The organism is Lysobacter oculi (assembly GCF_003293695.1).
Taxonomy (GTDB): Bacteria; Pseudomonadota; Gammaproteobacteria; order Xanthomonadales; family Xanthomonadaceae; genus Solilutibacter; species Solilutibacter oculi.
This window is the reverse complement of the sequence record NZ_CP029556.1, coordinates 2,280,794-2,302,090: the sequence shown is the minus strand read 5'-3', so window position 1 is coordinate 2,302,090 and position 21,297 is coordinate 2,280,794. Positions and strand designations below refer to the sequence as shown.

Here is a 21,297-nt window from a genome sequence, read left to right as displayed (position 1 = left end):
CAGTGCCCACCTTCGGCGCGGCGCACGGCGGCTGAACGCGGGGCCGTGCCGGGGCTTGTGCGCTAGCCTTGGGTTTTCCCGGCCCCAACGCATGCGCATGCCCCGACTTCGCCCTGCCCTCGCCTTCGCCCTGCTCGCCCTGGCCTGCCACGCACAGGCGCAGCCTTCGCAACCGCTGACGATGCGCCAGATCATGGCCGACCCGGACTGGATCGGGCCCGGCGTCGAAGGCGCGTGGTGGCGATGGGACGGCCGCGCCATCGACTTCAAGCTCAAGCGCGACGGCGAGACGATCCGCGACACCTGGCGGGTCGGCATCGACGGCATCGGCGCGGCCACGCGCATCGACGGCGGCGAACGCGCCCAGCTCGATGGCGAATCCGCCGTCTACAGCCGCGACGGCCAACGCAGCGCCTTCATCCGCAACGGAGACCTCTTCGTCCGCGATCTCGGCAATGGCACGCTGACGCAGCTCACCCGCAGCAACGCGGCGGAATCGCGCCCGCAATGGTCGGACAACGGCGGGCTGGTCTGGCGCCAGGGCAATGACTGGTATCGATGGGATGGCCGGCTGGTGATGCAGGCGGCCTCGCCGCAGGCCGCCGACAGCCCCGGCAAGACGCCGAAGGCCGACGACCTGCGCGACCGCCAGCTCCGCCTCATCGAAACCTTGAAGGACGAAGCCGCGCGCCGCGACGCCGCGCGCCAGCAGGACGAAGCCTGGCGCAGTGCCGACCCGAGCCGCGCGCCGGCCCCGCTCTACCTCGGCAAGAACGTCGACATCCAGGACAGCGCGCTGTCGCCGGACGGCCGCTGGCTGATCGTGGTCACCACCGAGAAGGGCGCGGATGCCGGCAAGGGCGGGCAGATGCCGAAGTACGTGACCGAATCCGGTTACGAGGAATTCGAGGAAGTGCGCACGCGCGTCGGTCGCGGCGATCCGCTGCCCAACCGGTTGTGGCTGGTGGATGTGGCTTCGGGCGCGGTGCGCGAGCTGAAGTTCGACGGCCTGCCCGGCATCGCCACCGATCCGCTGGCGGCGATGCGCAAGGCCGCCGGCCAGGACCCGCTGAAGGGCAACCGCGCGGTGCGCATCGAAACCGATGGCGACGGCAGCGGCCCGGCGATCCACTGGAGCGGCGATTCGCGCAACGTGGCGCTGCTGGTGCGCGCGGTGGACAACAAGGATCGCTGGATCGCCTCGGTGGATCTGGCCAACGCCGCACTGCAGTCGCGGCACCGGCTGACCGATCCGGCGTGGGTCGGCTGGTCGTTCAACGAATTCGGCTGGCTGCCCGATGGCCGCACGCTCTGGTACCTGAGCGAGGAAGACGGCTACTCACACCTCTACACGCTCGAAGGCGGCACGCGCCGGCAGCTGACCTCGGGCAAGTGGGAGGCGTCTTCGGTGGAGGTCGCGCGCGATGGCCGCAGCTTCTACTTCCGCTGCAACCGCAGCTGGCCCGGCGATTACGAAGTCTGCAAATTGCCGGCGAGTGGCGGCAGCGTGCGCGAAGTCACCGCGCTCGACGGCATCGAGAGCTTCACCCAGTCGCCCGATGGTTCCAGGCTGCTGCTGCGCTGGTCGGAGAGCTACGTGCCGCCGCAGCTCGCGGTGATCGGCGCCGATGGCGAAGGCCTGAAGAAGCTCACCGATACCCGCACGCCCGCCTTCAAGTCGATCGACTGGGTGCAGCCGGAATACGTGCAGGTGCCGTCGAAGCACGGCGCCGGCACCGTCTGGGGCAAGTACTACGGCCCGAAGCAGATGGAAGCCGGCAGGCGCTATCCGATCGTCATGTTCGTGCACGGCGCGGGCTATCTGCAGAACGTGGAAGCGAGCTATCCCAACTACTTCCGCGAGCAGATGTTCCACAACCTGCTGGTGCAGCAGGGCTACATCGTGCTGGACCTGGACTACCGCGCATCCGCCGGCTACGGCCGCGACTGGCGCACCGCGATCTACCGCTGGATGGGCAAGCCGGAGCTCGAGGACTACCTGGACGGCCTGGACTGGCTCGCCGCGACCAAGCAGGGCGACAAGGACCGCGCCGGCATCTACGGCGGCAGCTATGGCGGCTTCATGACCTTCGTGGCGCTGATGAAATCGCCCGGCACCTTCAAGGCGGGCGCGGCGCTGCGCCCGGTCAGCGACTGGTCGCAGTACAACCACGAATACACCAGCAACATCCTCAACACGCCCGAACTCGACCCCGAGGCCTACAGGCGCTCGTCGCCGATCGAATACGCCGAAGGCCTGCAGGATTCCCTGCTGATCGCGCACGGCATGATCGACGACAACGTGTTCTTCAAGGACTCGGTGATGATGGCGCAGCGGCTGATCGAGCTGCGCAAGGACAAGTGGGAGATCGCGCCGTATCCGCTGGAACGCCACGGTTTCAAGCACCCGTCGAGCTGGTACGACGAATACCGGCGCATCGACGAACTGTTCGAGCGCAGGCTGAAGAAGTGAGGCGCGGGCTTGCGGCGATAATGGGGCGATGAACGACACCGCCCCCGATTTCGACGCCGTCCGCCGCTACCTGCGCGACCTGCAGGACCGCATCTGCGCAGCCATCGAGGACGCCGATGGCTCGGCGCGCTTCGTCGAGGACGCCTGGACCCGCGAAGGCACGGGCGGCCTGCTCGGTGGTGGCGGGCGCACCCGCATCCTGCGCGACGGCGCGGTGTTCGAGCAGGCCGGCATCGGCTTCTCCGATGTGTCGGGCACGGCGCTGCCACCTTCGGCCACCGCCGCGCGGCCGGAACTGGTCGGCGCGGCCTGGCGCGCGGTCGGCGTGTCGCTGGTCTTCCATCCGCGCAATCCGCACATCCCCACCACCCACGCCAACGTGCGCCACTTCCGCGCCGAGAAAGACGGCGAATGCGTCGCCTGGTGGTTCGGTGGCGGCTTCGACCTGACGCCCTATTACGTGCATGACGAAGACGTGCTGCACTGGCATCGCGTCGCCCGCGCACTGTGCGAGCCGTTCGGTGGCGAAGCGCGCTACGACGCGCACAAGCGCTGGTGCGACGAATACTTCTTCCTCAAGCATCGCGACGAGACACGTGGCGTCGGCGGGCTGTTCTTCGATGATCTGGATGACGATGCGGACGCCGACTTCGCCTACCTGCGCGCGGTCGGCGACGGTTTCCTCGTCGCCTACCTGCCGATCGTCGAACGCCGCAAAGACACGGCTTACGGCGAGCGCGAACGCGAGTTCCAGCTGTACCGGCGCGGGCGCTACGTCGAGTTCAACCTGGTGTTCGACCGCGGCACGCATTTCGGGCTGCAGTCGGGCGGGCGCGCGGAAAGCATCCTGATGAGCCTGCCGCCGCGGGTGCGTTGGGAATACGGCTACGCGCCGGAACCCGGCAGCGCCGAGGCGCGGCTTGCCGACTACCTGCGCCCGCGCGACTGGCTCGCCGAACTGGGCTGAGCGCCGCGTTTTAATCGGGCGCGGGCACCCGGCGTACCTGCACCCAGCCCCGCTCGCGCCAGGCCTGCAGTTCATCGCGCCGGCACGGCGGCTGCCGATGCCAGGCATCGAGCCCTTCACCCGCGAACACGAAACGGATCGCGCAGGCGCGGCCTTCCGCCTTCGCCATGTAGAGCGCGGTATCGGCCAGGCGCACGGCGGTGTCGAAACGCGCGTCCTCGGCATCCTCGCCCGCCAGCACCAGGCAGCCCATCGATGCGCTGACCCGCAGCATCTGTCCGGCCCACGGCGTGTCCCGCTGCACCACGCGTTGCAGGCGCGCGAGCCAGGCCTCGATGTCGGCATCGGCCGGCACGTCCTGCACCAGCAGGAACTCCTCGCCACCCCAGCGGAACAGTTCGCCGTGGCGATCCAGCTCACCGCGCAGGCGCGCGCCGACACCCCGCAGCACTTCGTCGCCGGCGGCATGGCCATGCTGGTCGTTGATCGCCTTGAAGTGGTCCAGGTCGATCAGCACCAGCGCGCGTCGCGCCGGCGCATGCAGGCGATGGCCGGCGCGCCAGCGCTCCAGGTGATGGCGGGTGAAGGCGCCGGTGAGCGCGTCCTTCCACAAGGCTTCGCGCTGGCGGCGGGTGCTGCGCAACAGCAGGGCCAGCAGCAGGATGACGCCACCACCGAGCACGCTCACCACCATCCACGCCAGCTTGCTGCCGCGCTGCGCGCGCACGCGGGCTTCCTGCAACTGGTTTTCCGTGGACAGCCGGCGGATCTCGTCTTCGCGGCGGGCCACGTCCTCCTCCACCTGCAGGCGCGCGACACCCTGCGCGCGGTTGCTGCTGTACAGGCGCATCGACAGGTCGTACTGCTCGCGCTGCGCGGCCAGCGCATCGGCGGGACGACCGGCGGCGACCAGCGCATCCACCTTGCGGCCCAGCCCGCGCCGCAGGGCGACGAACTGCGCGGCACGACGGAAATAATTGATGCCCTGCTGCATCGAGGCGAGCCCTTCCTCGACATGCCCCAGCCGTGACTGGGCTGCACCGCGCAGGATCTGGCCCTCGGCCTGGAAATAGGGCGCGCCATCGCGGCTGGCCGTGACCATCTCGTTCGCCGCCTTGAGCGCGAGCTCGGGCTGGTCCAGCGCGAGGTGGGCTTCGGCGAGCGCCTGCCGGAGCCGCTGCTGGCCGTTGCCGGGGTCCAGCGGCGCCACGCCCTGCAGTCCCTGCTGCACGACGTCCATCGCCACCCGCGGCTGCCCCGACACGATGAGCGCGGCGCCACGCGTGGCGGCGAGATGGGTACGCATCCTTTCCGACAACGCCGCCGGCAGGTCGCGTTCCAGCGCGTCGAGCTCGGCCAGCGCGCGCGGTGCGTCCTGCATGTCGACGTAGAGCCGGGCGATGCCTTCGCCACGCTCGGTCATCCGTTCGGGATTGCGTCCCGGCAGCGTGGGCGCCAGGTCACGCGCCTGCAGCAGATAGCGCAACGCGAGCTCGAAGTTGCCGACATCCCAGTACATGTAGGCATAGGCCATGGCGATCTGGTTGCGCAGCTCGGGCGTCCCCGGCTGCGTTTCCAGGCGCAGCGCATCGAGCGCGTGCAGGCTGGCCTCGATGTTGTCGTCGACGTGGCTGTCGAAAATCTCCTGCACCCGCATCAGCCGCGCGGTGTCCTCGTCGCCGTTGCGCAGCGCGAGCGTGCGCAGCGCCTCGCGCCGGGCACGCGCATCGCCCTCGCTGTCGGACAGCAGCAACGCGACCCGCGCCGCCTCGCGCTGCACCGGATACGGCGGGTCGGGTGGCAAGGTCTTCTGCAATTCGATGAAGCGCCGCCGCACTTCATCGCGCGGGATCGCGTCCTGGTGCAGGCGTACCAGTTCGGCCTGCCAGCGCGGCCAATCCGTCGCGGCGAACGCGGGCAGGCAGCAGGCCAGCAGCAGCCACGCCAGCAGCACGCGCTTCAGGCGCGTCGGCCATGCCATGGAAGTGGATCGGATCAGTGACAAGCGTGCGCCCCCCCGAACGCGTTCAACCACCCTACCCGCCTTCGGGATGCCCGGGCGTGCGTCGGTGGCGGCGATGGCGGCGCAGGGAACGCACCGGCAGCACCTGGATGTATTTTGCCGCACGCGCCTCGCCATCGCCCTGCCGCGAGATCACGCTGATGCTGCCATTGGTTTCCAGCAGGGCCAGCGCGACATCGTCGATCTCGCCAACGTTGTTCATCCGCAGCGATTCCAGGAAGTCCGCTTCGCTCACCAGTTCCTCGCGCAGGACTTCCTTGAACAGCACGCCGTCACGCGCCAGCACCCGCGGCACGCCTTCGACGATGTGCTCGGCGCGCTGCGAGCGCGAGGTGGCGAAGGCCACGCCGTAGTTCAGCACGATCAGCGTGGCGGCCAGGATGAATGCGCCGGCGATGGAGTTGTCGCCGCCGTTCAAGCCGTTCTGCACCGCGTTGCCGATGAGGATCAGCAGCACCAGGTCGAACGGCGTGAACTGGCCGACCGCACGCTTGCCGGAAACCCGGATCAGCACCATCACCATCACGTAGATGACGATCGCGCGCAGCACGAAATGCCACCACGGTGCGGAGAGATGCAGCAGGTCGGCCATGGCGGGCTCCGGTGCGGATGTGCATTTCTAGCACGCCCGGCGCAGCGTCGAGACGCGGACTGCGCATCCCCATGCCCCCCACAAACGACCAGCCCGGCACATGGCCGGGCTGCCCGGGTCAGGCGTGCGCGGGCGCCGCGGGCTTGTCGCGCCGGAACTTGCCGGCCAGCCAGTCGCCGATGTCGTGCAGCACGGTGTAGGTGGCCGGAATCACGATCAGGCTGAGCGCGGTCGAGGTGATCAGGCCGCCGATCACCGCCCAGGCCATCGGCGCGCGGAAGGTGGAGCTGGTGCCTTCGGCCATGCCGAGTGCAAGCGGCATCATGCCGGCGCCCATTGCCAGCGTGGTCATGATCACCGGGCGCGCACGCTTGCGGCAGGCATCAATCAACGCATCGTGCTGGCTCATGCCGTGCTGGTCTTCGGCCATCACCGCGTAATCGACCAGCAGGATCGAGTTCTTGGTGGCGATGCCGATCAGCATCAACAGGCCGATCAACGCCGGCAGCGACAGCATGTTCTGGGTGATCAGCAACGCGCCGAACGCGCCGCCTGCGCACAGCGGGATGGCGGCGAGGATGGTCAGCGGCTGCATCGGGTGCTTGAACAACAGCAGCAGCACCATGTAGATGCAGACGATGCCGGCGATCATCGCCAGCACGAAGCCGTAGAACAGCTCGACGAAGATCTCCGCGTCGCCGGTGTTGATGAAGGACACGCCGGCCGGCACCTTCTGCACCGAAGGCAGCTTCTGCACCTCGTTCATCACGTCGCCCAGCGGACGGCCGTTGAGTTCGGCGGTGATGGTGATGTTGCGCTGGCGCTTGTAGCGGCTGATCACCGACGGGCCGCTGCCGGCGTCGATGTCGGCCACCGCCTCCAGCGGCACTGCACCGGCGCGGCCACGCACGCGCAGCTGGGCGATGGTGGCCGGGTCTTCCAGCGCATCACGCGCGAAACCGACGCGGATCGGGATCTGCCGGTCCGGCAGGTTGAGCTTGGCCATGCGCTGCGTGTAGTCGCCGGCGGTGGCCACGCGCGCGGCCTCGGCGATGGCCGAGGTGGACACGCCGAGATCGGCGGCGCGTGCCGGGTCCGGGCGGATCTGCAGTTCCGGACGCAGCAACGATGCCGTGGACGACACGCTGCCGATGCCCTTGATATTGGCGCGGACCTCGCGCTCCACCGCGGCGGCGGCGGCTTCGAGCGTGTTGGGATCGTCGCCGGCCAGCACCAGCATCATCTGCTCGCCCGGCTCGGTGCTGAGGTAACTGGTCTTGACGCCCGGCAGGCTGGACACGCGGTCGCGCACGGCCTGTTCCAGCGTCTTCTGCCCACGGTCGCGGTCATCGACCTTGCCCCAGTCGAGCGTCATCACCGCCTTGCGCACGCTGGCATCGCCGGACTTGCCGGGATCACCCAGGTTCGGAACGCTGCCGATCTGGGTGAACACCTGCTTGAGTTCGGGGATGTCATCGATCAACACGCGGGCGCGTTCGGCGACGCGGGTGGTGTCTTCGATGCGCGTGCCCGGCGCCAGTTCCAGCGACAGCATGCTGCGGCCGGAATCGGCCGGCGGAATGAAGGTGGCGGGGATGAACGGCACCAGCGCCAGCGAGGCGATGAAGAACAGCGTCGCCATGCCCAGCGTCTTCCAGCGGTTGTGCAGCACCCAGTCCACCCAGCCCAGGTAGCGCTTCATCACCTTGGAATCGGCGACGTTGTCGGGATGCGGCTTGAGCAGGTTGGCCGCCATCATCGGGGTCAACAGGCGCGCCACCAGCAGCGAGAACATCACGGCGGTCGCGGCGGTCCAGCCGAACTCGCGGAAGAACTTGCCGGGGATGCCGGGCATGAACGCCACCGGCACGAACACCGCGGCCAACGTGGCGGAGGTGGCGATGACCGCGACGCCGATCTCGTTGGCGGCATCGCGCGCGGCTTCCAGCGGCTTCTTGCCCATGCCGAGGTGGCGGACGATGTTCTCGATCTCGACGATCGCGTCATCCACCAGGATGCCCACCACCACGCTCAGCGCCAGCAGCGTGATCATGTTGAGCGAGAAGCCCAGCCAGTGGATGACCGCGAAGGTGGGGATGATGGAGAGCGGCAACGCGATCGCGCTCACCCAGGTCGCGCGCCAGTCACGCAGGAACAGGAAGACCACCGCCAGCGCCAGCAGCGCGCCTTCCCACAGCATCTCCATCGACGAGGTGTAGGAGTCCTCGGTCTCCTGCGTCATGTCGGTGATCAGCTGGAACGACACGCCGGGATGCTCCTTCGCCAGCGTCGCCAGCGCGTCCTTGACGTGGTCGCGGACCAGCAGTTCGTCGGCGCCGCGCGAACGCGACATCGAAAAACCCACCACCGGTTTGCCGTCGAGCAGCGCCAGCTGGGTGGCGTCGGCGGTGGCATCGTGCACCCGCGCCAGCGACGACAGCCGCACCGAGCGGCCATCGCCCAGGGTGATGCTGAAATCGGCCAGCTGCTGCGCGTCGGCGACGGTGGCGATGGTGCGGATGGTCTGCGATTCGCCGCCGAGTTCGGCCTTGCCGCCGGGCCGTTCGACCTGGGTCAGCGCCAGCTGCTGCGAGACCTCGCCGGCGGTGACGCCATAGGCTTCGAGCGCCTGCGGGTCCAGGTCCACGCGCACCATGCGGTCCACGCCGCCGATGCGGTTGACCGCCGCCACGCCGTCCACGCCGTACAGCGCGCGGGTGACGTAGCGGTCCACGAACCACGACAGCTCGTCATCGGCCATGCCCGGCGCGGCCACCGCGTAGGTGAGCAGCGAGCCGCCGATCTCCACCTTCGACACGATCGGTTCCTGGATGTCCTGCGGCAGGTCCATGCGGATGCGGGTGACCGCGTCCTTGGTGTCGTTGAGCGCCGTCATCAGGTCGGCGTCCAGGTTGAATTCGATGGCGGTGGTGGATACGCCTTCGACCACGGTGGAGGTGACGCGCTTGACGTTGTCGAGCGTGGCCACCGAGTCCTCGACCTTGCGGGCGACTTCGGTTTCCAGCTGCGAAGGCGAGGCGCCCGGCTGGCTGATCGTCACCACGGTCATCGGGAAGGCGATGTCGGGGAAGCGCGCGATCGGCAGCTTGTGGAAGCCCCACAACCCGGCCACGCACAGCACGAAGAACAGCATCATCGCCGGGACCGGGTTACGGATGCCCCAGGTCGCCAGCGTGTTGCGTTCGCCCGCGGCGGGCGGCGGCGGCGTGCCGGTGCCGCTCACGGGGTGGCCTTCGCGGCATCGGCCGCTGCGGACGCCGGCACCACGCGCACCTTGTCGCCATCGCCGAGGAAGCCGGCGCCTTCGACCACCACCTGCGCGCCGGACTCAAGGCCCTTGCGCACTTCGACGTAGCCGCCATCCTTGCCGCCGGTCTCGATGCGGCGCGGACGCGCGGTGGATTCGGCATCGACAATGAACACGGTGGGGAAGCCGTCGCGCGGCACCACCGCCTTCTCCGGCACGGCGATCACCTCCGACACGCCGGTATCGACGCGGCCGGACAGGAACGCGCCGGGCTGCAACGCACCCGACTGGAGCAGGCCGGCCGGCAGGTCCGCGAAGACCGTGCCGGTGCGGGTGGTGGCATCCACGCCGGGGCTGACCGCGCGCACGCGGCCTTCCACCGGTTCGCCCTTTTCGGTGGTCAGGCGGATGACGTCACCCGGCTTGACGCTGGCGAGCTGGCTGGCCGGCAGTTCGGCGCGCCATTCCAGGCGGCTGTCCTTGATCAGGTGCATCAGCGGCGAACCGGCGGCGACCACTTGCCCCGGCTGCACCAGGCGCTTGCTGATCAGGCCGTCGGCGGGTGCGCGCAGGTCGGCGAAGCTGCGGCGGAGCGCGGAGGCATCGCGCGCGGCGCGGGCGGTGCCGAGGCGGGCTTCGGAGGCGGTGCGGTTGGCGCGCAGTTCGTCGAGCTGCATCGCGCTGATGTATTTGCCGCTGGCCAATTGTTGGCCACGCGCCAGGTTGGAACGCGCGAGCTGGGCGCCGGCTTCGGCTTCGCGCAGGGCGGCGTTGGCCTGGGCCAGGTCGGAGTCGAGCATGCGGTGGTCGAGCGTCAACAACACCTGCCCGCGACGCACCTGCTGGCCGACATCCACGTTCAATGCGGTCACGCGCAGGCCGCTGACTTCCACGCCCAGCTGCATGTCCTCGACCGGCGAGACCGGGCCGGAGACGGTCAGGCCGCTGGCCATCTCGCGCTTCATGGCCGGCTGGGTGCTGACCGGGAGCGCGGAGCTGGCCGCCTCGGCCGCCGCCTTGTCCTTGTCTTCGCCCTTCTTGCAGGCGCCGACCGCGAGGGTGGCCGCGAGTGCGAGGACGATGGCGCGGGTCAGGCGCGAAGAGGCAGCGGGGTTCACGAGCATGGCCGGGGGCCCAGAGGGAATCGGGGAGCTAGTGTACCGGCAGGTTCAGTAATTGTGGGCGCGACGGGTCACGCGGCTCCGGCTCAGCCCGGCAGGCGGAAAAATGCGCGGGCAGTGTCGGTGGTGGCCTGCATCACGTCTTCGAGTGTCTCGCCACGGTCACGCGCGAGTTCTTCGGCGATGTGGGCGAGGAAGGCGGGCTCGTTGCGGCGGTCTTTGGGCATCGGCTGCAGGGTGCGCGGCAGCAGGTAGGGTGCGTCGGTTTCGATCATCAGGCGGTTGCGCGGGATTGACTTCACCAGTTCGCGCAGGTGGGCGCCGCGGCGTTCGTCGCAGAGCCAGCCGGTGATGCCGATGTGCCAGTCACGGTCCAGGTAGTCGAAGAGTTCTTCGCGGCTGCCGGTGAAGCAATGGACCACGGCGGGCCCGATGCGGCCTTCGAAGTTCTTCATCATCGCCATGAAGTCGGCATGGGCGTCGCGCTGGTGCAGGAACAGTGGTTTGCCGGTGTCGACGGCGATCTGCAGTTGCATCTCGAAGGCCTTGCGCTGCATCGGGCGCGGGGAAAAATCGCGGAAGTAGTCGAGGCCGCATTCGCCGACGGCCACGACTTCCGGATGCGTGTGCAGGGCGCGCATTTCGGCGTCGCATTCGGCGGTGTATTCGCTGGCGTGGTGGGGGTGGACGCCGGCGGTGGCGAAGAGTTCGCCGGGGTGTGCTTGGGCCAGTTCGAGGGCCATCGGCGAGTGTTCGCGCGAGGCGCCGGTGATGATCATTTTTGTCACGCCGGCCGCGCGTGCGCGTTGCAGGACGGCGTCGCGGTCGCGGTCGAAGCTGTCGTGGGTGAGGTTGGCGCCGATGTCGATCATGTGCATCCGCGCATTGTACGAAGGGTGGGCGTGGGCTTTGCCACTTCAAGCCGGATGGACGGGGTGGGTCGAAGGGCGCGGTCATCGCGCCTCGGGGACTCATCGCTTGTGGGGTCTTGCCTGGACGCGCTGGGTTTGTATTTGGGTGTGGTGATGTTGGTGTGTTGTGTTTGCACGCTTGCGTGTTTGGGGTTGGGTGCGGATGCGGGTGTGGGTATAGCGATGTGGGATGTCGGATTGTTTGGGATGTTTGTTCGTGGCTGGGTTTGCGCCTTCGGTCCGGGCCACACCCGGCCGCGTGCGCTTTCCCTCGGTCGAGGCTTCCTGCCTCGACTCGGGCGCGCGCCATCCATGGCGCGCTGGACGCTGCTCGCAACCGGGCATGGCCCTGCTTGCGAATGTGATTTTTGAATGGCGGCTTCGTGTTCTGGTTTGGGTTTGGCTTCTTGAATCCGTGTGCGTTGCTTCGATTGATGCTGCGTGCAACCGGATAAATCGGCTTGCGATGTGTGCCGGATGAGTACGCGTTTGTCTTTCAACTTCGATTCGGTTTCTTGCATCCATGTCCGTTGTTTCAATTGATGGTGCACGCGACCAGGCATCGCCCCGGTTGTGATGCGTGTTGGAAGAAGACGTCCTCGTCTTTCAATTCCGATTCGACTTGCCCCATCAATGGGCGATGCGGCGAACCTGACTCGCTATCCGATCCCCCTCATCAATCCGACCGGCACCTCGCCCCGTATCCTTGCGCAGTGACTTCGCCTGCATTCCCCATCAATGCCGTCCTGCCCGAGGTGCGCGCGTCGCTTGCCGCGCATCCGTGCTTGGTGCTGGAGGCGCCGCCGGGTGCCGGCAAGACCACGCAGTTGCCGTTGGCGCTGCTGGATGCGCCGTGGCTGGCAGGCCGAAAAATCCTGATGCTGGAGCCCCGTCGCGTCGCCGCGCGGGCCGCGGCCGGTTTCATGGCGAAGCAATTGGGCGAGGCGGTGGGCGAAACGGTCGGCTACCGCATCCGTTTCGAGTCGAAGGTGTCGAAGGCGACGCGGATCGAAGTCGTCACCGAAGGCATCCTCACCCGGCTGCTGCAGGAGGATCCGCTGCTGGAAGGCGTGGGCGCGATCGTCTTCGACGAATTCCATGAGCGACACCTGGCCGGTGATCTCGGGCTGGCGCTCGCGCTCGATGTGCAGACCAGCGTGCGCGACGACCTGCGGATCGTGGTGATGTCGGCTACGCTGGATGGCGAAAAACTCGCCAGCTGGCTGGATGCACCGCGCATCAGCAGCGCCGGTCGCAGTTTCCCTGTGTCGGTGGCGCATTTCCCCGCGCGCCGCGACGAGGCATTGGAGCCACAGGTACGTCGCGCCGTCGAACACGTGCTCGCCACGCATCCCGGTGACGTGCTGGTGTTCCTGCCGGGCATCCGCGAGATCCAGCGCGTGCAGCATGTGCTTGAAAGCTCGGGACCCGGCTTGCTCACGGCAGCGCCGTCACCGGCAAGCTGCCCCGTCGAGGTCCTCACCCTTCACGGCGACCTGCCGGTCGAGCAGCAATCGCGCGTGCTGCAACCCGCCGCCGATGGCCGCCGCCGCATCGTGCTCGCCACCAATGTCGCCGAGTCCAGCGTCACCCTGCCCGGCGTGCGCGTGGTGATCGATGCCGGCCTCGCGCGCGAACCGCGCTTCGACCCCAACTCCGGCTTTTCGCGGCTGGGTGCCGTCCGCATCGCGCAGGCCTCGGCCGACCAGCGCGCGGGTCGTGCCGGTCGCGTGGCGGAAGGCTGGGCGTATCGCCTGTGGCCGGAATCCGAGCGGCTTGCGCCTCAGCGTCGCGCGGAAATCGCGCAGGTCGAGTTGGCTGGGCTGGCACTGGAACTCGCGGCCTGGGGCAGCGATGCGCTGAGGTTTGTCGATGCGCCGCCAGCGGGTGCCTTCGCCGCCGCGCGTGACCTGCTGCAGCGGCTCGATGCGCTGGATGCCGAAGGCACGATCACCGCCACCGGTCGCCGCATGTTGGTGCTCGGCACGCATCCGCGACTCGCGGCGATGCTGCTGGCCGCACGCGACGATGCCGGACGCGCACTCGCCTGCGATCTCGCCGCGCTGGTCGAAGCACGCGATCCGCTGCGCACGCGCAGTGATGCACTCGCGCAGCGCTGGCAGGCGCTTGCCGCGTTCCGCGAAGGCCGCGTCGATCACGATGCCAACCGCTCGACGCTCGCCACCATCGATGCCGCCGCGAAGCAATGGCGCCGCCGGTTGCGCGTGGATTCCCCGCCGCCGCGCCACGCGCCCGCGCATGCGCTCGGCGATCTGCTGGCGCACGCCTTCCCGGACCGCATCGCCTATCGCCATGGCAGCGATCGCCTGCGCTACCAGTTGAGCAACGGGCGGATGGCGCGAGTGTTCGATGACAGTGCGCTCATCGGCGAGCCCTGGCTGGTCGCCAGCGAACTGCGCTACGAGGCGAAGGATGCGTTGCTGTTGCGTGCCGCACCGGTGGACGAGGCACGGCTGCGCGAAGACTTCGCCGCGCATTTCCGCGAAGGCGACGAACTGCGTTGGGATGCCGGAAAACGCGCGCTGGTCGGCGAGCGCATCGAGCGCTTCGATGGCATCGTGATTTCGACCAGGCCCACCGGCCGCGTCGATCCCGCGCTCGCCGCCAAGGCGTTGAGCCGGGCCGTGAGCGAACTGGGCCTGGACGCCTTGCCGTGGAGCGAAGCTGCCTCGCAGTGGCGCATCCGCGTGCAATGCCTGCGTGCGTGGATGCCGGAACTCGCACTGCCCGATCTCTCCGATGACGCCTTGCTTGCCACGCTCGACCACTGGCTCGCGCCCGCCTTCGCCGGCAAGACGCGGCTGGATGCATTGTCGGCGGATGAGCTCACCGAAGCCTTGAAATCTGACATCGACTGGTCAACCTGCAGCCGCATCGACCAGCTCGCGCCGGTACGGATCACGGTGCCGTCCGGCATGGAGCGTCGCATCGAATACCGGCTCGATGACCATGGCGAGGCCGCGCCGCCGGTGCTTGCGGTCAAGCTGCAGGAACTGTTCGGGCTGGCGGATACGCCGCGCATCGCGGAGGGGCGCGTGCCGTTGATGCTGCATCTGCTGTCGCCCGGCGGCCGCCCCTTGCAGGTGACGCAGGACCTGCGCGGGTTCTGGGACCGCACCTATCCGGAAGTGAAAAAGGAAATGAAGGGGCGATACCCGAAGCATCCGTGGCCGGATGATCCATGGACCGCGACGGCCACGCATCGCGCGAAGCCACGCGGTACGTGAAGCCGCCACGTTCAGCCCACAGCCGGATTCCGCGCATCCCGCTCACGCAGTGGAAACGGTTGCGCCCGCAGACTGCGGTCACGTTCACCGCACGCGCATTCGCGCAGGGAGTCAGCATGAGCAAGTTGGAAGACATCGCCGGCCGCGCATCGGATATCGCCAGCCAGCTGGGCGGCAGCCTCAAGCATTCGATGCCGGACAAGGCATTGAAGTGGGTCGAAACCGGCGCGGCGCTCGGCGCGATGCGCACCGGCACGCGCGTCGCCACCCGCTTCGTGCGCCGCAACCCGGCGGTCGCCGTGGCGGCTGCGGCGGGCGCGGGCCTGCTCTGGTACGCCGCCCGTCGTCGCGCCAAGCGTCTTGAGGCCGATGCGCCGATCGAAGGCAGCGCCAAGCGCGTCGAAGCCAAGCGCGGCAGCCGTCGCAAGAGCAGCTGACGCCTCCACATCGTCATAAACAAAAGCCGCCTTTCGGGGCGGCTTTTTCGTGGGCGCGGATCGCGTGGCTCAGAGGCCGGCGACGGTTTCCGGTGCCGCGGGCAATTCGCGCCCGGCTTCCGGCAACTCGATGATGAAACGCGAGCCGCCGCCCTCACGGTCTTCGTAGAACAGGTGGCCGCCGGCATTCATGATGATCTGGCGCGCCAGCGAAAGACCGAGGCCGCTGGAGTTGTGGTCGCCATCGTTCTCGACCAGCCGGGTGAACGGCTTGAACAGTTCGCGCTGCTTGGATGCCGGGATGCCCGGCCCGCGGTCCGACACATGCAGCTGCCAATAGCCTTCCGCACCGGGGCGCACCTGGAATTCGAGCTCCTTGCCTTCGGATGCGTACTTGCTGGCATTGGTCACCAGATTCTCGGCGACCTGGCGCAGCACTTTGGGGTCGATGCCGACTTCGCAGGGCTGAGTCGGGACCTGGGTGACGATCTGCAGGCCACGCGCTTCCAGCTGAAAGGCGTAGCGGCCCACCAGCCATTCCACCGTCTCGCGCAGCGATGCACGCGGCGGCGGACCGTCGGTGTCGCGGCGGCGCGACTGCGTTTCCAGATAGCTGCGGATGTAGCCGATGGCGTCCTGCGTCGCTTCGCAGATCACTTCGAGGTAGCGCGGCGCGCGTTCGGGATTGCAGTCGGGCTGGCGCAACATGTCGCTGGCGAACAGCACGCTGGTGAGCGGGTTTTTGAGGTCGTGGGCGACCAGGTTGACCAGGTCCTGGCGCTCCTGCGCGACGCGCTCGAGCCGGTCGCGCGTCAGCTTGAGGACGATGTGGGCGTTGACCCGCGCCAGCAGTTCCTCGGGGATGAAGGGCTTGGTGACGTAGTCGACCGCGCCGACATCGAACGCGCGCAGCAGCAAATCGCGGTCCTGCGCGGCGGTGAGGAAGACGGTGGGGATCCGCATCAACTCGGGGTCGAGCTTGATCTCGCGCATCAGCTCGAAGCCATCCATGCCCGGCATCATCATGTCGAGCAGGATCAGGTCGGGCTTGAAGCGATGGCACGCTTCCAACGCGCTGCGCCCGTCGTTGGCCGTCGCCACTTCGTAATGCCGGCGCTGCAGTAGCATGGTGACCACGCGCAGGTTGGCGGGCTGGTCGTCGACCAGCAGGATGCGACCCGCGACGGTACTGATGGTGTTCGGCAAGCGGCGATCCCCGGATGGACAGACTGTCCATGAGTCATTGGAGTATACGGTTGCAGGGAACAGGCTGAATGCGACCCGCTTAACCTGAATTGTTCATCCGGCGCGGTTCAGGCTGCGCCATTCGCCGGGCGCGAGACCGGCGATCGCGACATCGCCCATCGCCACACGGATCAGGCGCAAGGTCGGCAGGCCGACCGCCGCCGTCATCCGCCGCACCTGGCGGTTGCGGCCCTCGCGGATGGTGAGTTCCAGCCACGCATCGGGCACCGATTTGCGGAAGCGCACCGGCGGGTCACGCGGCCAGGGATCGGGCGGGTCGATGTGGCGCGCGGCGGCCGGCCGGGTCAGTCCGTCCTTCAGCGCCACGCCGCGGCGGAGCGCGTCGAGTTTCGCGTCATCGGGCGTGCCTTCCACCTGCACCCAGTAGGTCTTGGGTTCTTTGTGGCGCGGGTCGGTGAGGCGATGGGCGAGCGCCCCGTCGTCGGTGAGCAGCAGCAGGCCTTCGGAATCGAAATCCAGGCGGCCGGCCGGGTACACATCCGGCGGCAGGCCGAAGCCGGCCAGCGTCGGGCGCGGCGGATCGCTGCGGTCGGTGAACTGGCAGAGGACGCCGAACGGTTTGTTGAAGGCGATCAGCATCGGTGTGGGTGATGTGGGCAAGTCGTTCGTGCGGGCCGCTGCGACATCGCCACCTCGAAGAGAAACCCCGAGGCGCGGCATGTGGAAGACGCGCCGGATCGCACCCGACAGGACTCAGTGTTTGACGAAGCGCAGCGTCATGCGGTCGCTTTCGCCGATGGCCCTGTACTTCGCGACGTCCTTGCCGTCGTTGCGGTTGGTCGGCGGCAGCGTCCACACGCCATTGGGGTGGTCGGCGGTGTCCTTCGGGTTGGCGTTGACCTCGCTCCGTGCATCCAGCTGGAAGCCGGCACGCGTGGCGAGGTCGATCACCAGCGCCTCGGTCAGGTAACCCGACTTCTTCATCGCCTCCAGCGACGTGCCCGGCTTGGCGCGATGGTCCACCACGCCGAGCACGCCGCCCGGCTTCAGCACATCGAAAAAGGCCTTGAAATAGGCATCGGCGTTGTCGCCCGCCACCCAGTTGTGGACGTTGCGGAACGTCAGCACCACATCCGCCGAACCGGGCGCGCCGAACGCGGGCGCCTTGCCGTCGTATTCCAGCCACTGCACGCGGTCGTAGTGCGCGGGCTCGCCGGCGAACTTCGCCTTCAAGCCGGTGGCGCGTTTGCCGGCGCCGCTGTCGGCGGGCGCGGCGGCATTGGCGGCGACGTAGGTGCCGGATGCACGCAGGTAGGGCGCGAGGATCTCGCTGTACCAGCCGGTGCTGGGGCTGATTTCGATGACGCGGCTGCGGCTGCCGACGCGGAGGAATTCGAGCGTCTGCTGCGGATGGCGATAGCCGTCACGCGCGCGGTTGGCCGGCTCGCGCCAGGTGCCGGCAATGGCCTGCGCGAGCAGCGAAGCATCGGCTTCGGCCCAGGCGCGGTTGACCTGCGCGGCGGCTTCCGCGCGCGTGCCGGGGACATGGGTGCAGGCGGCGAGCAGGCAGAGCGCGACGCCGGTGAGGACAGCGGAAACACGCGGCATGGTCATCTCGATTCTCCGGGAATTTGTCTGGCCGGCAGCTTAGCGCGCGGCGGATGAAACGGATGTGCCGCGCGGCCCCGCTTCGTCATTGACAAAAGAAAAGCCCGGCATCGCCGGGCTTTCCACATCGACACATGACCAGGCACTCAGCCCAGCATGGCCAGCGCCGCGTTGAAGCTGGCGCTCGGGCGCATCGCCTTGTCGGTCAGCCCGTTGTCGGGGCGGTAGTAGCCGCCGATCTCGACCGGCTTGCCCTGCACGCCGTTCAACTCGCCGACGATCTGCGCTTCGCCATCGACCAGCGCCTTGGCGACCGGCGCGAAGGCGGCCTTCAATGCGGCATCAGTGTCCTGCGCGGCCAAGGCTTCGGCCCAGTAGCGGGCAAGCCAATAATGGCTGCCACGGTTGTCGATGCCGCCGATCTTGCGCGTCGGCGACTTGTCGTTGTCGAGGAACTGGCCGTTCGCCGCATCCAGCGCATCGGCCAGCACGCGGGCACGCGCGTTGCCGGTGCTGTCGGCGAGATGCTCCAGCGAAGCCTGCAGCGCAAGGAATTCACCCAGCGAATCCCAGCGCAGATAGTCCTCGGCCACGAACTGCTGCACATGCTTGGGCGCGGAACCGCCGGCGCCGGTTTCGAACAGGCCGCCGCCGGCCATCAGCGGCACGATCGACAGCATCTTGGCGCTGGTGCCGAGTTCCATGATCGGGAACAGGTCGGTCAGGTAATCGCGCAGCACGTTGCCGGTGACGCTGATCGTGTCCTTGCTTTCGCGGATGCGCGCGAGCGACAGCTTCATCGCCTCCACCGGCGACTTGATGCTGATGTCGAGCCCGCCCGTGTCGTGGTCGCGCAGATAGTGTTCGACCTTGGCGATGATCTCGCGGTCATGCGCGCGCGCCGCATCCAGCCAGAACACCGCGGGCGTGTTCGACAGCCGCGCACGGTTGACGGCGAGCTTCACCCAGTCGGCGATCGCCGCGTCCTTGGTCTGGCACATGCGGAAGATGTCGCCGGCACGCACGTCCTGTTCCATCCACACCTTGCCGGTGTCGTCGGTGACGCGCACGGTGCCGTCGTGGTGGATGCGGAAGGTCTTGTCGTGGCTGCCGTATTCCTCGGCTTTCTGCGCCATCAGGCCGACGTTGGGCACGCTGCCCATGGTCGCCGGATCGAACGCGCCGTTCGCCTTGCAGTCGTCGATGACGACCTGGTAGATGCCGGCGTAGCAGCGGTCCGGGATCAGCGCCTTGGTGTCCTGCAGCTGGCCGTCCACGTTCCACATGCGGCCGGAGTCGCGGATCATCGCCGGCATCGAGGCATCGACGATGACATCGCTCGGCACATGCAGGTTGGTGATGCCCTTGTCGGAATTCACCATCGCCAGGCCGGGATTCGCCGCGTAGATTTCCGCGATGGTTTCCCCGACCGCCGCGCGTTCGGCCTCGCTCAACTCACCCAGCTTGGCGTAAAGGTCACCGATGCCGTTGTCCGGCTCGAAGGCGATGCGTTCCAGCAGCGCGCCGTGCTTGTCGAACAGCGCCTTGTAATAGCGGCGCACCACGATGCCGAACATGATCGGGTCGCTGACCTTCATCATCGTCGCCTTCAGGTGCAGCGAGAACAGCACGCCCTGCGCCTTGGCATCTCCGATCTGCGCATCGACGAAATCCGCCAGCTGGTCGGCGCGCAGCACCGCGCAATCCAGCACCTCGCCCGGCAGCACCTTGGTCTTGGACTTGAGGATGACGTCCGAGCCGTCCTTGCCCAGCAGCTCGATCTGCACCTTGCCGTTGTGGTCAAAGGTCACCGACTGCTCGCTGGCGTAGAAATCGCCTTCGTCCATGTGCGCGACGTGCGACTTCGATGTCGCCTCCCACTTGCCCATGCGGTGCGGGTGCTTCTTCGCGTAGTTCTTCACCGAAGCCGGCGCGCGGCGGTCGCTGTTGCCTTCGCGCAGCACCGGATTCACCGCGCTGCCCTTGACCCGGTCATAGCGCGCCTTGGTGTCGCGGGCGGCATCGTCCTGCGGGTCTTCCGGGTAATCGGGGATGTCGAAGCCCTGCTTCTGCAATTCGGCGATCGCGGCCTTCAACTGCGGCTCGGAGGCACTGATATTGGGCAGCTTGATGATGTTGGCTTCCGGCGTCTTCGCCAGTTCGCCCAGCTCGTGCAGGTCGTCGTTGACCTTCCTGTCACCCAGGCGCTCCGGGAACTGCGAGAGGATGCGCGCCGCCAGCGAGATGTCACGGGTTTCGACATCCACCCCCGCGCTTTTCGCGAAGGCCTGCACCACCGGCAGGAAGGAATGGGTGGCGAGCAGCGGGGCCTCGTCGGTGAGCGTGTAGAGGATCTTCGGCGTGTCGGTCATGGAAGGCTCGTCGTGGGCGATGCGGCGGCGTGCCGCTTCGCGGGAAAGGTCGCGGCCATTGTCGCCGCTGCCGCCGGTGCGGGCAAAAATCCGCAGGCGTACTGAGCAGATGGTGGCGGCGCGGGCGAAAAAAAGGGCGCGACTCGCGTCGCGCCCGGCTCGCCCTGCGGGCAAAGCGGATTACTTGGAAGACGATTACTTGACCTCGAACTCGCGGGTCTGCAGCTGGCCGCCATCGATGGTGATGTCGACCTTGTACTTGCCGACCGGCCAGCCCTTCGGGTTGTTGATGTGGAACTCGTAGATGGTGTCCGCGCCCTGCATCGCGCGATCTTCGGTGTGGACGGTCTGACCATCCTGGTAGGACCACTTGGCGTTGAGCTTGTTGGTCGCCGTGGCCGCGCCACTGGTGTTGATCGAGGCGTAGATGGTGTCGGTCTTGCCGAACACGGCATTGGCGGCGGTGACGCGGTTGTCGGCGCCGATCGCATTGCCCAGCTCGACCGCGACGATGGTGGCCGGGGCGGCGGACGGAATCGGTTCCGGAGCCGGCACGGTGCTGGCCGGGGCTTCGGCGGCCGGCGGCGGGGTGACGACCGGCTCTTCCTTCTTCTTGCAGCCGGTGATGCCGACGGTGGCCACCAGCGCGGAGGCCAGTGCGATCGTGAGGTGCTTGCGGTTCATTGGAACTCCTGGAGAAAGGGGTGCGGGACTATTTAGCAGCAAGTTCAGGGAATCTGGAAGGTCTGGCCCGGATGGATCAGGTCCGGGTCCTTGATCTGGTCGCGGTTGGCTTCGTAGATGCGCTGCCACTGCTTGGCATCGCCATAGACCTGCTTGGCGATCTTCGACAGCGAATCGCCGGACTTCACCGTGTAGCTCTGGCTGCCGCCGCCCGCGCCCACCGCGGCACTGCTGCCACCGGTGACCGCCGAGAAATCGGCCTTGTCGCCGCTGGCGCTGTTGCCACCGGTGACGCCGGAGAAATCGCCGTCCTTGTTGCCGCCCAGGCCGGCGAGCGAGAGCTTGGAGGGATCGTTGCTGGGGTTGGCCATGGCGGCCTCCATCATG

14 protein-coding genes and 1 pseudogene are annotated in these 21,297 nt (G+C 67.9%); 4 read left to right on the top strand and 11 right to left on the bottom strand.

What is annotated here, in order from left to right; genetic code table 11:
- Positions 1-97 precede the first annotated feature (97 nt).
- Positions 98-2,473 (top strand): S9 family peptidase, encoded by a 2,376-nt coding sequence (locus tag DCD74_RS11060; protein WP_112927817.1) that lies wholly within the window; start codon positions 98-100, stop codon positions 2,471-2,473.
- 28 nt (positions 2,474-2,501) lie between these two features.
- Positions 2,502-3,440, top strand: a complete 939-nt coding sequence (gene hemF, locus DCD74_RS11055; RefSeq protein ID WP_112927358.1) for an oxygen-dependent coproporphyrinogen oxidase — start codon at positions 2,502-2,504, stop codon at positions 3,438-3,440.
- A gap of 10 nt (positions 3,441-3,450) precedes the next feature.
- Here the strand turns inward: hemF and DCD74_RS11050 are convergent, their stop codons facing one another.
- The 5 genes and pseudogenes from DCD74_RS11050 to DCD74_RS11030 all read right to left on the bottom strand — a co-directional run bounded on the left by DCD74_RS11050 (position 3,451) and on the right by DCD74_RS11030 (position 11,322).
- Entirely contained in the window at positions 3,451-5,421 is a 1,971-nt protein-coding gene (locus DCD74_RS11050; protein WP_112927357.1) for a GGDEF domain-containing protein, read from the bottom strand.
- Between the two features lie 163 nt (positions 5,422-5,584).
- A pseudogene (locus DCD74_RS11045) lies at positions 5,585-6,055 on the bottom strand (DUF421 domain-containing protein); the annotation flags it as partial.
- A gap of 118 nt (positions 6,056-6,173) precedes the next feature.
- Complete coding sequence (locus DCD74_RS11040; RefSeq protein WP_237049599.1) at positions 6,174-9,299, bottom strand: efflux RND transporter permease subunit; 3,126 nt, start codon at positions 9,297-9,299, stop codon at positions 6,174-6,176.
- Positions 9,296-10,447 (bottom strand): efflux RND transporter periplasmic adaptor subunit, encoded by a 1,152-nt coding sequence (locus tag DCD74_RS11035; protein WP_112927355.1) that lies wholly within the window; start codon positions 10,445-10,447, stop codon positions 9,296-9,298. Before DCD74_RS11035 ends, DCD74_RS11040 begins: the two co-directional genes overlap by 4 nt.
- Before the next feature lie 83 nt (positions 10,448-10,530).
- Complete coding sequence (locus DCD74_RS11030) at positions 10,531-11,322, bottom strand: TatD family hydrolase (RefSeq protein ID WP_112927354.1); 792 nt, start codon at positions 11,320-11,322, stop codon at positions 10,531-10,533.
- Between the two features lie 746 nt (positions 11,323-12,068).
- On the opposite strand from DCD74_RS11030, the gene hrpB reads away from it, so the two are divergent.
- Positions 12,069-14,603, top strand: a complete 2,535-nt coding sequence (gene hrpB / locus DCD74_RS11025; RefSeq protein ID WP_162615997.1) for an ATP-dependent helicase HrpB — start codon at positions 12,069-12,071, stop codon at positions 14,601-14,603.
- A 116-nt stretch (positions 14,604-14,719) separates the two neighbouring features.
- Positions 14,720-15,040, top strand: a complete 321-nt coding sequence (locus DCD74_RS11020) for a hypothetical protein (RefSeq protein WP_112927815.1) — start codon at positions 14,720-14,722, stop codon at positions 15,038-15,040.
- 69 nt (positions 15,041-15,109) lie between these two features.
- Here DCD74_RS11020 and DCD74_RS11015 read toward each other — a convergent pair whose 3' ends face one another.
- The 6 genes from DCD74_RS11015 to DCD74_RS13120 form a co-directional block, all read right to left on the bottom strand.
- Complete coding sequence (locus DCD74_RS11015) at positions 15,110-16,246, bottom strand: hybrid sensor histidine kinase/response regulator (RefSeq protein WP_112927352.1); 1,137 nt, start codon at positions 16,244-16,246, stop codon at positions 15,110-15,112.
- A 93-nt stretch (positions 16,247-16,339) separates the two neighbouring features.
- Complete coding sequence (locus DCD74_RS11010) at positions 16,340-16,885, bottom strand: pseudouridine synthase (RefSeq protein ID WP_112927351.1); 546 nt, start codon at positions 16,883-16,885, stop codon at positions 16,340-16,342.
- A 114-nt stretch (positions 16,886-16,999) separates the two neighbouring features.
- Positions 17,000-17,860, bottom strand: coding sequence for a class I SAM-dependent methyltransferase (locus DCD74_RS11005; RefSeq protein ID WP_237049598.1), 861 nt, complete (start codon positions 17,858-17,860; stop codon positions 17,000-17,002).
- Between the two features lie 140 nt (positions 17,861-18,000).
- Positions 18,001-20,226, bottom strand: coding sequence for an NADP-dependent isocitrate dehydrogenase (locus DCD74_RS11000; protein ID WP_112927350.1), 2,226 nt, complete (start codon positions 20,224-20,226; stop codon positions 18,001-18,003).
- 195 nt (positions 20,227-20,421) lie between these two features.
- A complete protein-coding gene (locus tag DCD74_RS10995) occupies positions 20,422-20,910 on the bottom strand; it encodes a hypothetical protein (RefSeq protein WP_112927349.1) in 489 nt (162 codons plus the stop codon).
- A 44-nt stretch (positions 20,911-20,954) separates the two neighbouring features.
- Complete coding sequence (locus DCD74_RS13120; protein WP_112927813.1) at positions 20,955-21,281, bottom strand: LysM peptidoglycan-binding domain-containing protein; 327 nt, start codon at positions 21,279-21,281, stop codon at positions 20,955-20,957.
- Between the last annotated feature and the right edge of the window lie 16 nt (positions 21,282-21,297).

Excerpts from the sequence above, each read along its gene's own strand:
- DCD74_RS10995 (WP_112927349.1), bottom strand. The coding sequence starts at position 20,910 with ATGAACCGCAAGCACCTCACGATCGCACTGGCCTCCGCGCTGGTGGCC.
- DCD74_RS11010 (WP_112927351.1), bottom strand. The coding sequence starts at position 16,885 with ATGCTGATCGCCTTCAACAAACCGTTCGGCGTCCTCTGCCAGTTCACC.
- hemF (WP_112927358.1), top strand. The coding sequence starts at position 2,502 with ATGAACGACACCGCCCCCGATTTCGACGCCGTCCGCCGCTACCTGCGC.
- DCD74_RS11050 (WP_112927357.1), bottom strand. The coding sequence starts at position 5,421 with ATGGCATGGCCGACGCGCCTGAAGCGCGTGCTGCTGGCGTGGCTGCTG.
- DCD74_RS11030 (WP_112927354.1), bottom strand. The coding sequence starts at position 11,322 with ATGCACATGATCGACATCGGCGCCAACCTCACCCACGACAGCTTCGAC.
- DCD74_RS11060 (WP_112927817.1), top strand. The coding sequence starts at position 98 with ATGCCCCGACTTCGCCCTGCCCTCGCCTTCGCCCTGCTCGCCCTGGCC.
- DCD74_RS11005 (WP_237049598.1), bottom strand. The coding sequence starts at position 17,860 with ATGACCATGCCGCGTGTTTCCGCTGTCCTCACCGGCGTCGCGCTCTGC.
- DCD74_RS11020 (WP_112927815.1), top strand. The coding sequence starts at position 14,720 with ATGAGCAAGTTGGAAGACATCGCCGGCCGCGCATCGGATATCGCCAGC.
- DCD74_RS11035 (WP_112927355.1), bottom strand. The coding sequence starts at position 10,447 with ATGCTCGTGAACCCCGCTGCCTCTTCGCGCCTGACCCGCGCCATCGTC.
- DCD74_RS13120 (WP_112927813.1), bottom strand. The coding sequence starts at position 21,281 with ATGGCCAACCCCAGCAACGATCCCTCCAAGCTCTCGCTCGCCGGCCTG.
- DCD74_RS11000 (WP_112927350.1), bottom strand. The coding sequence starts at position 20,226 with ATGACCGACACGCCGAAGATCCTCTACACGCTCACCGACGAGGCCCCG.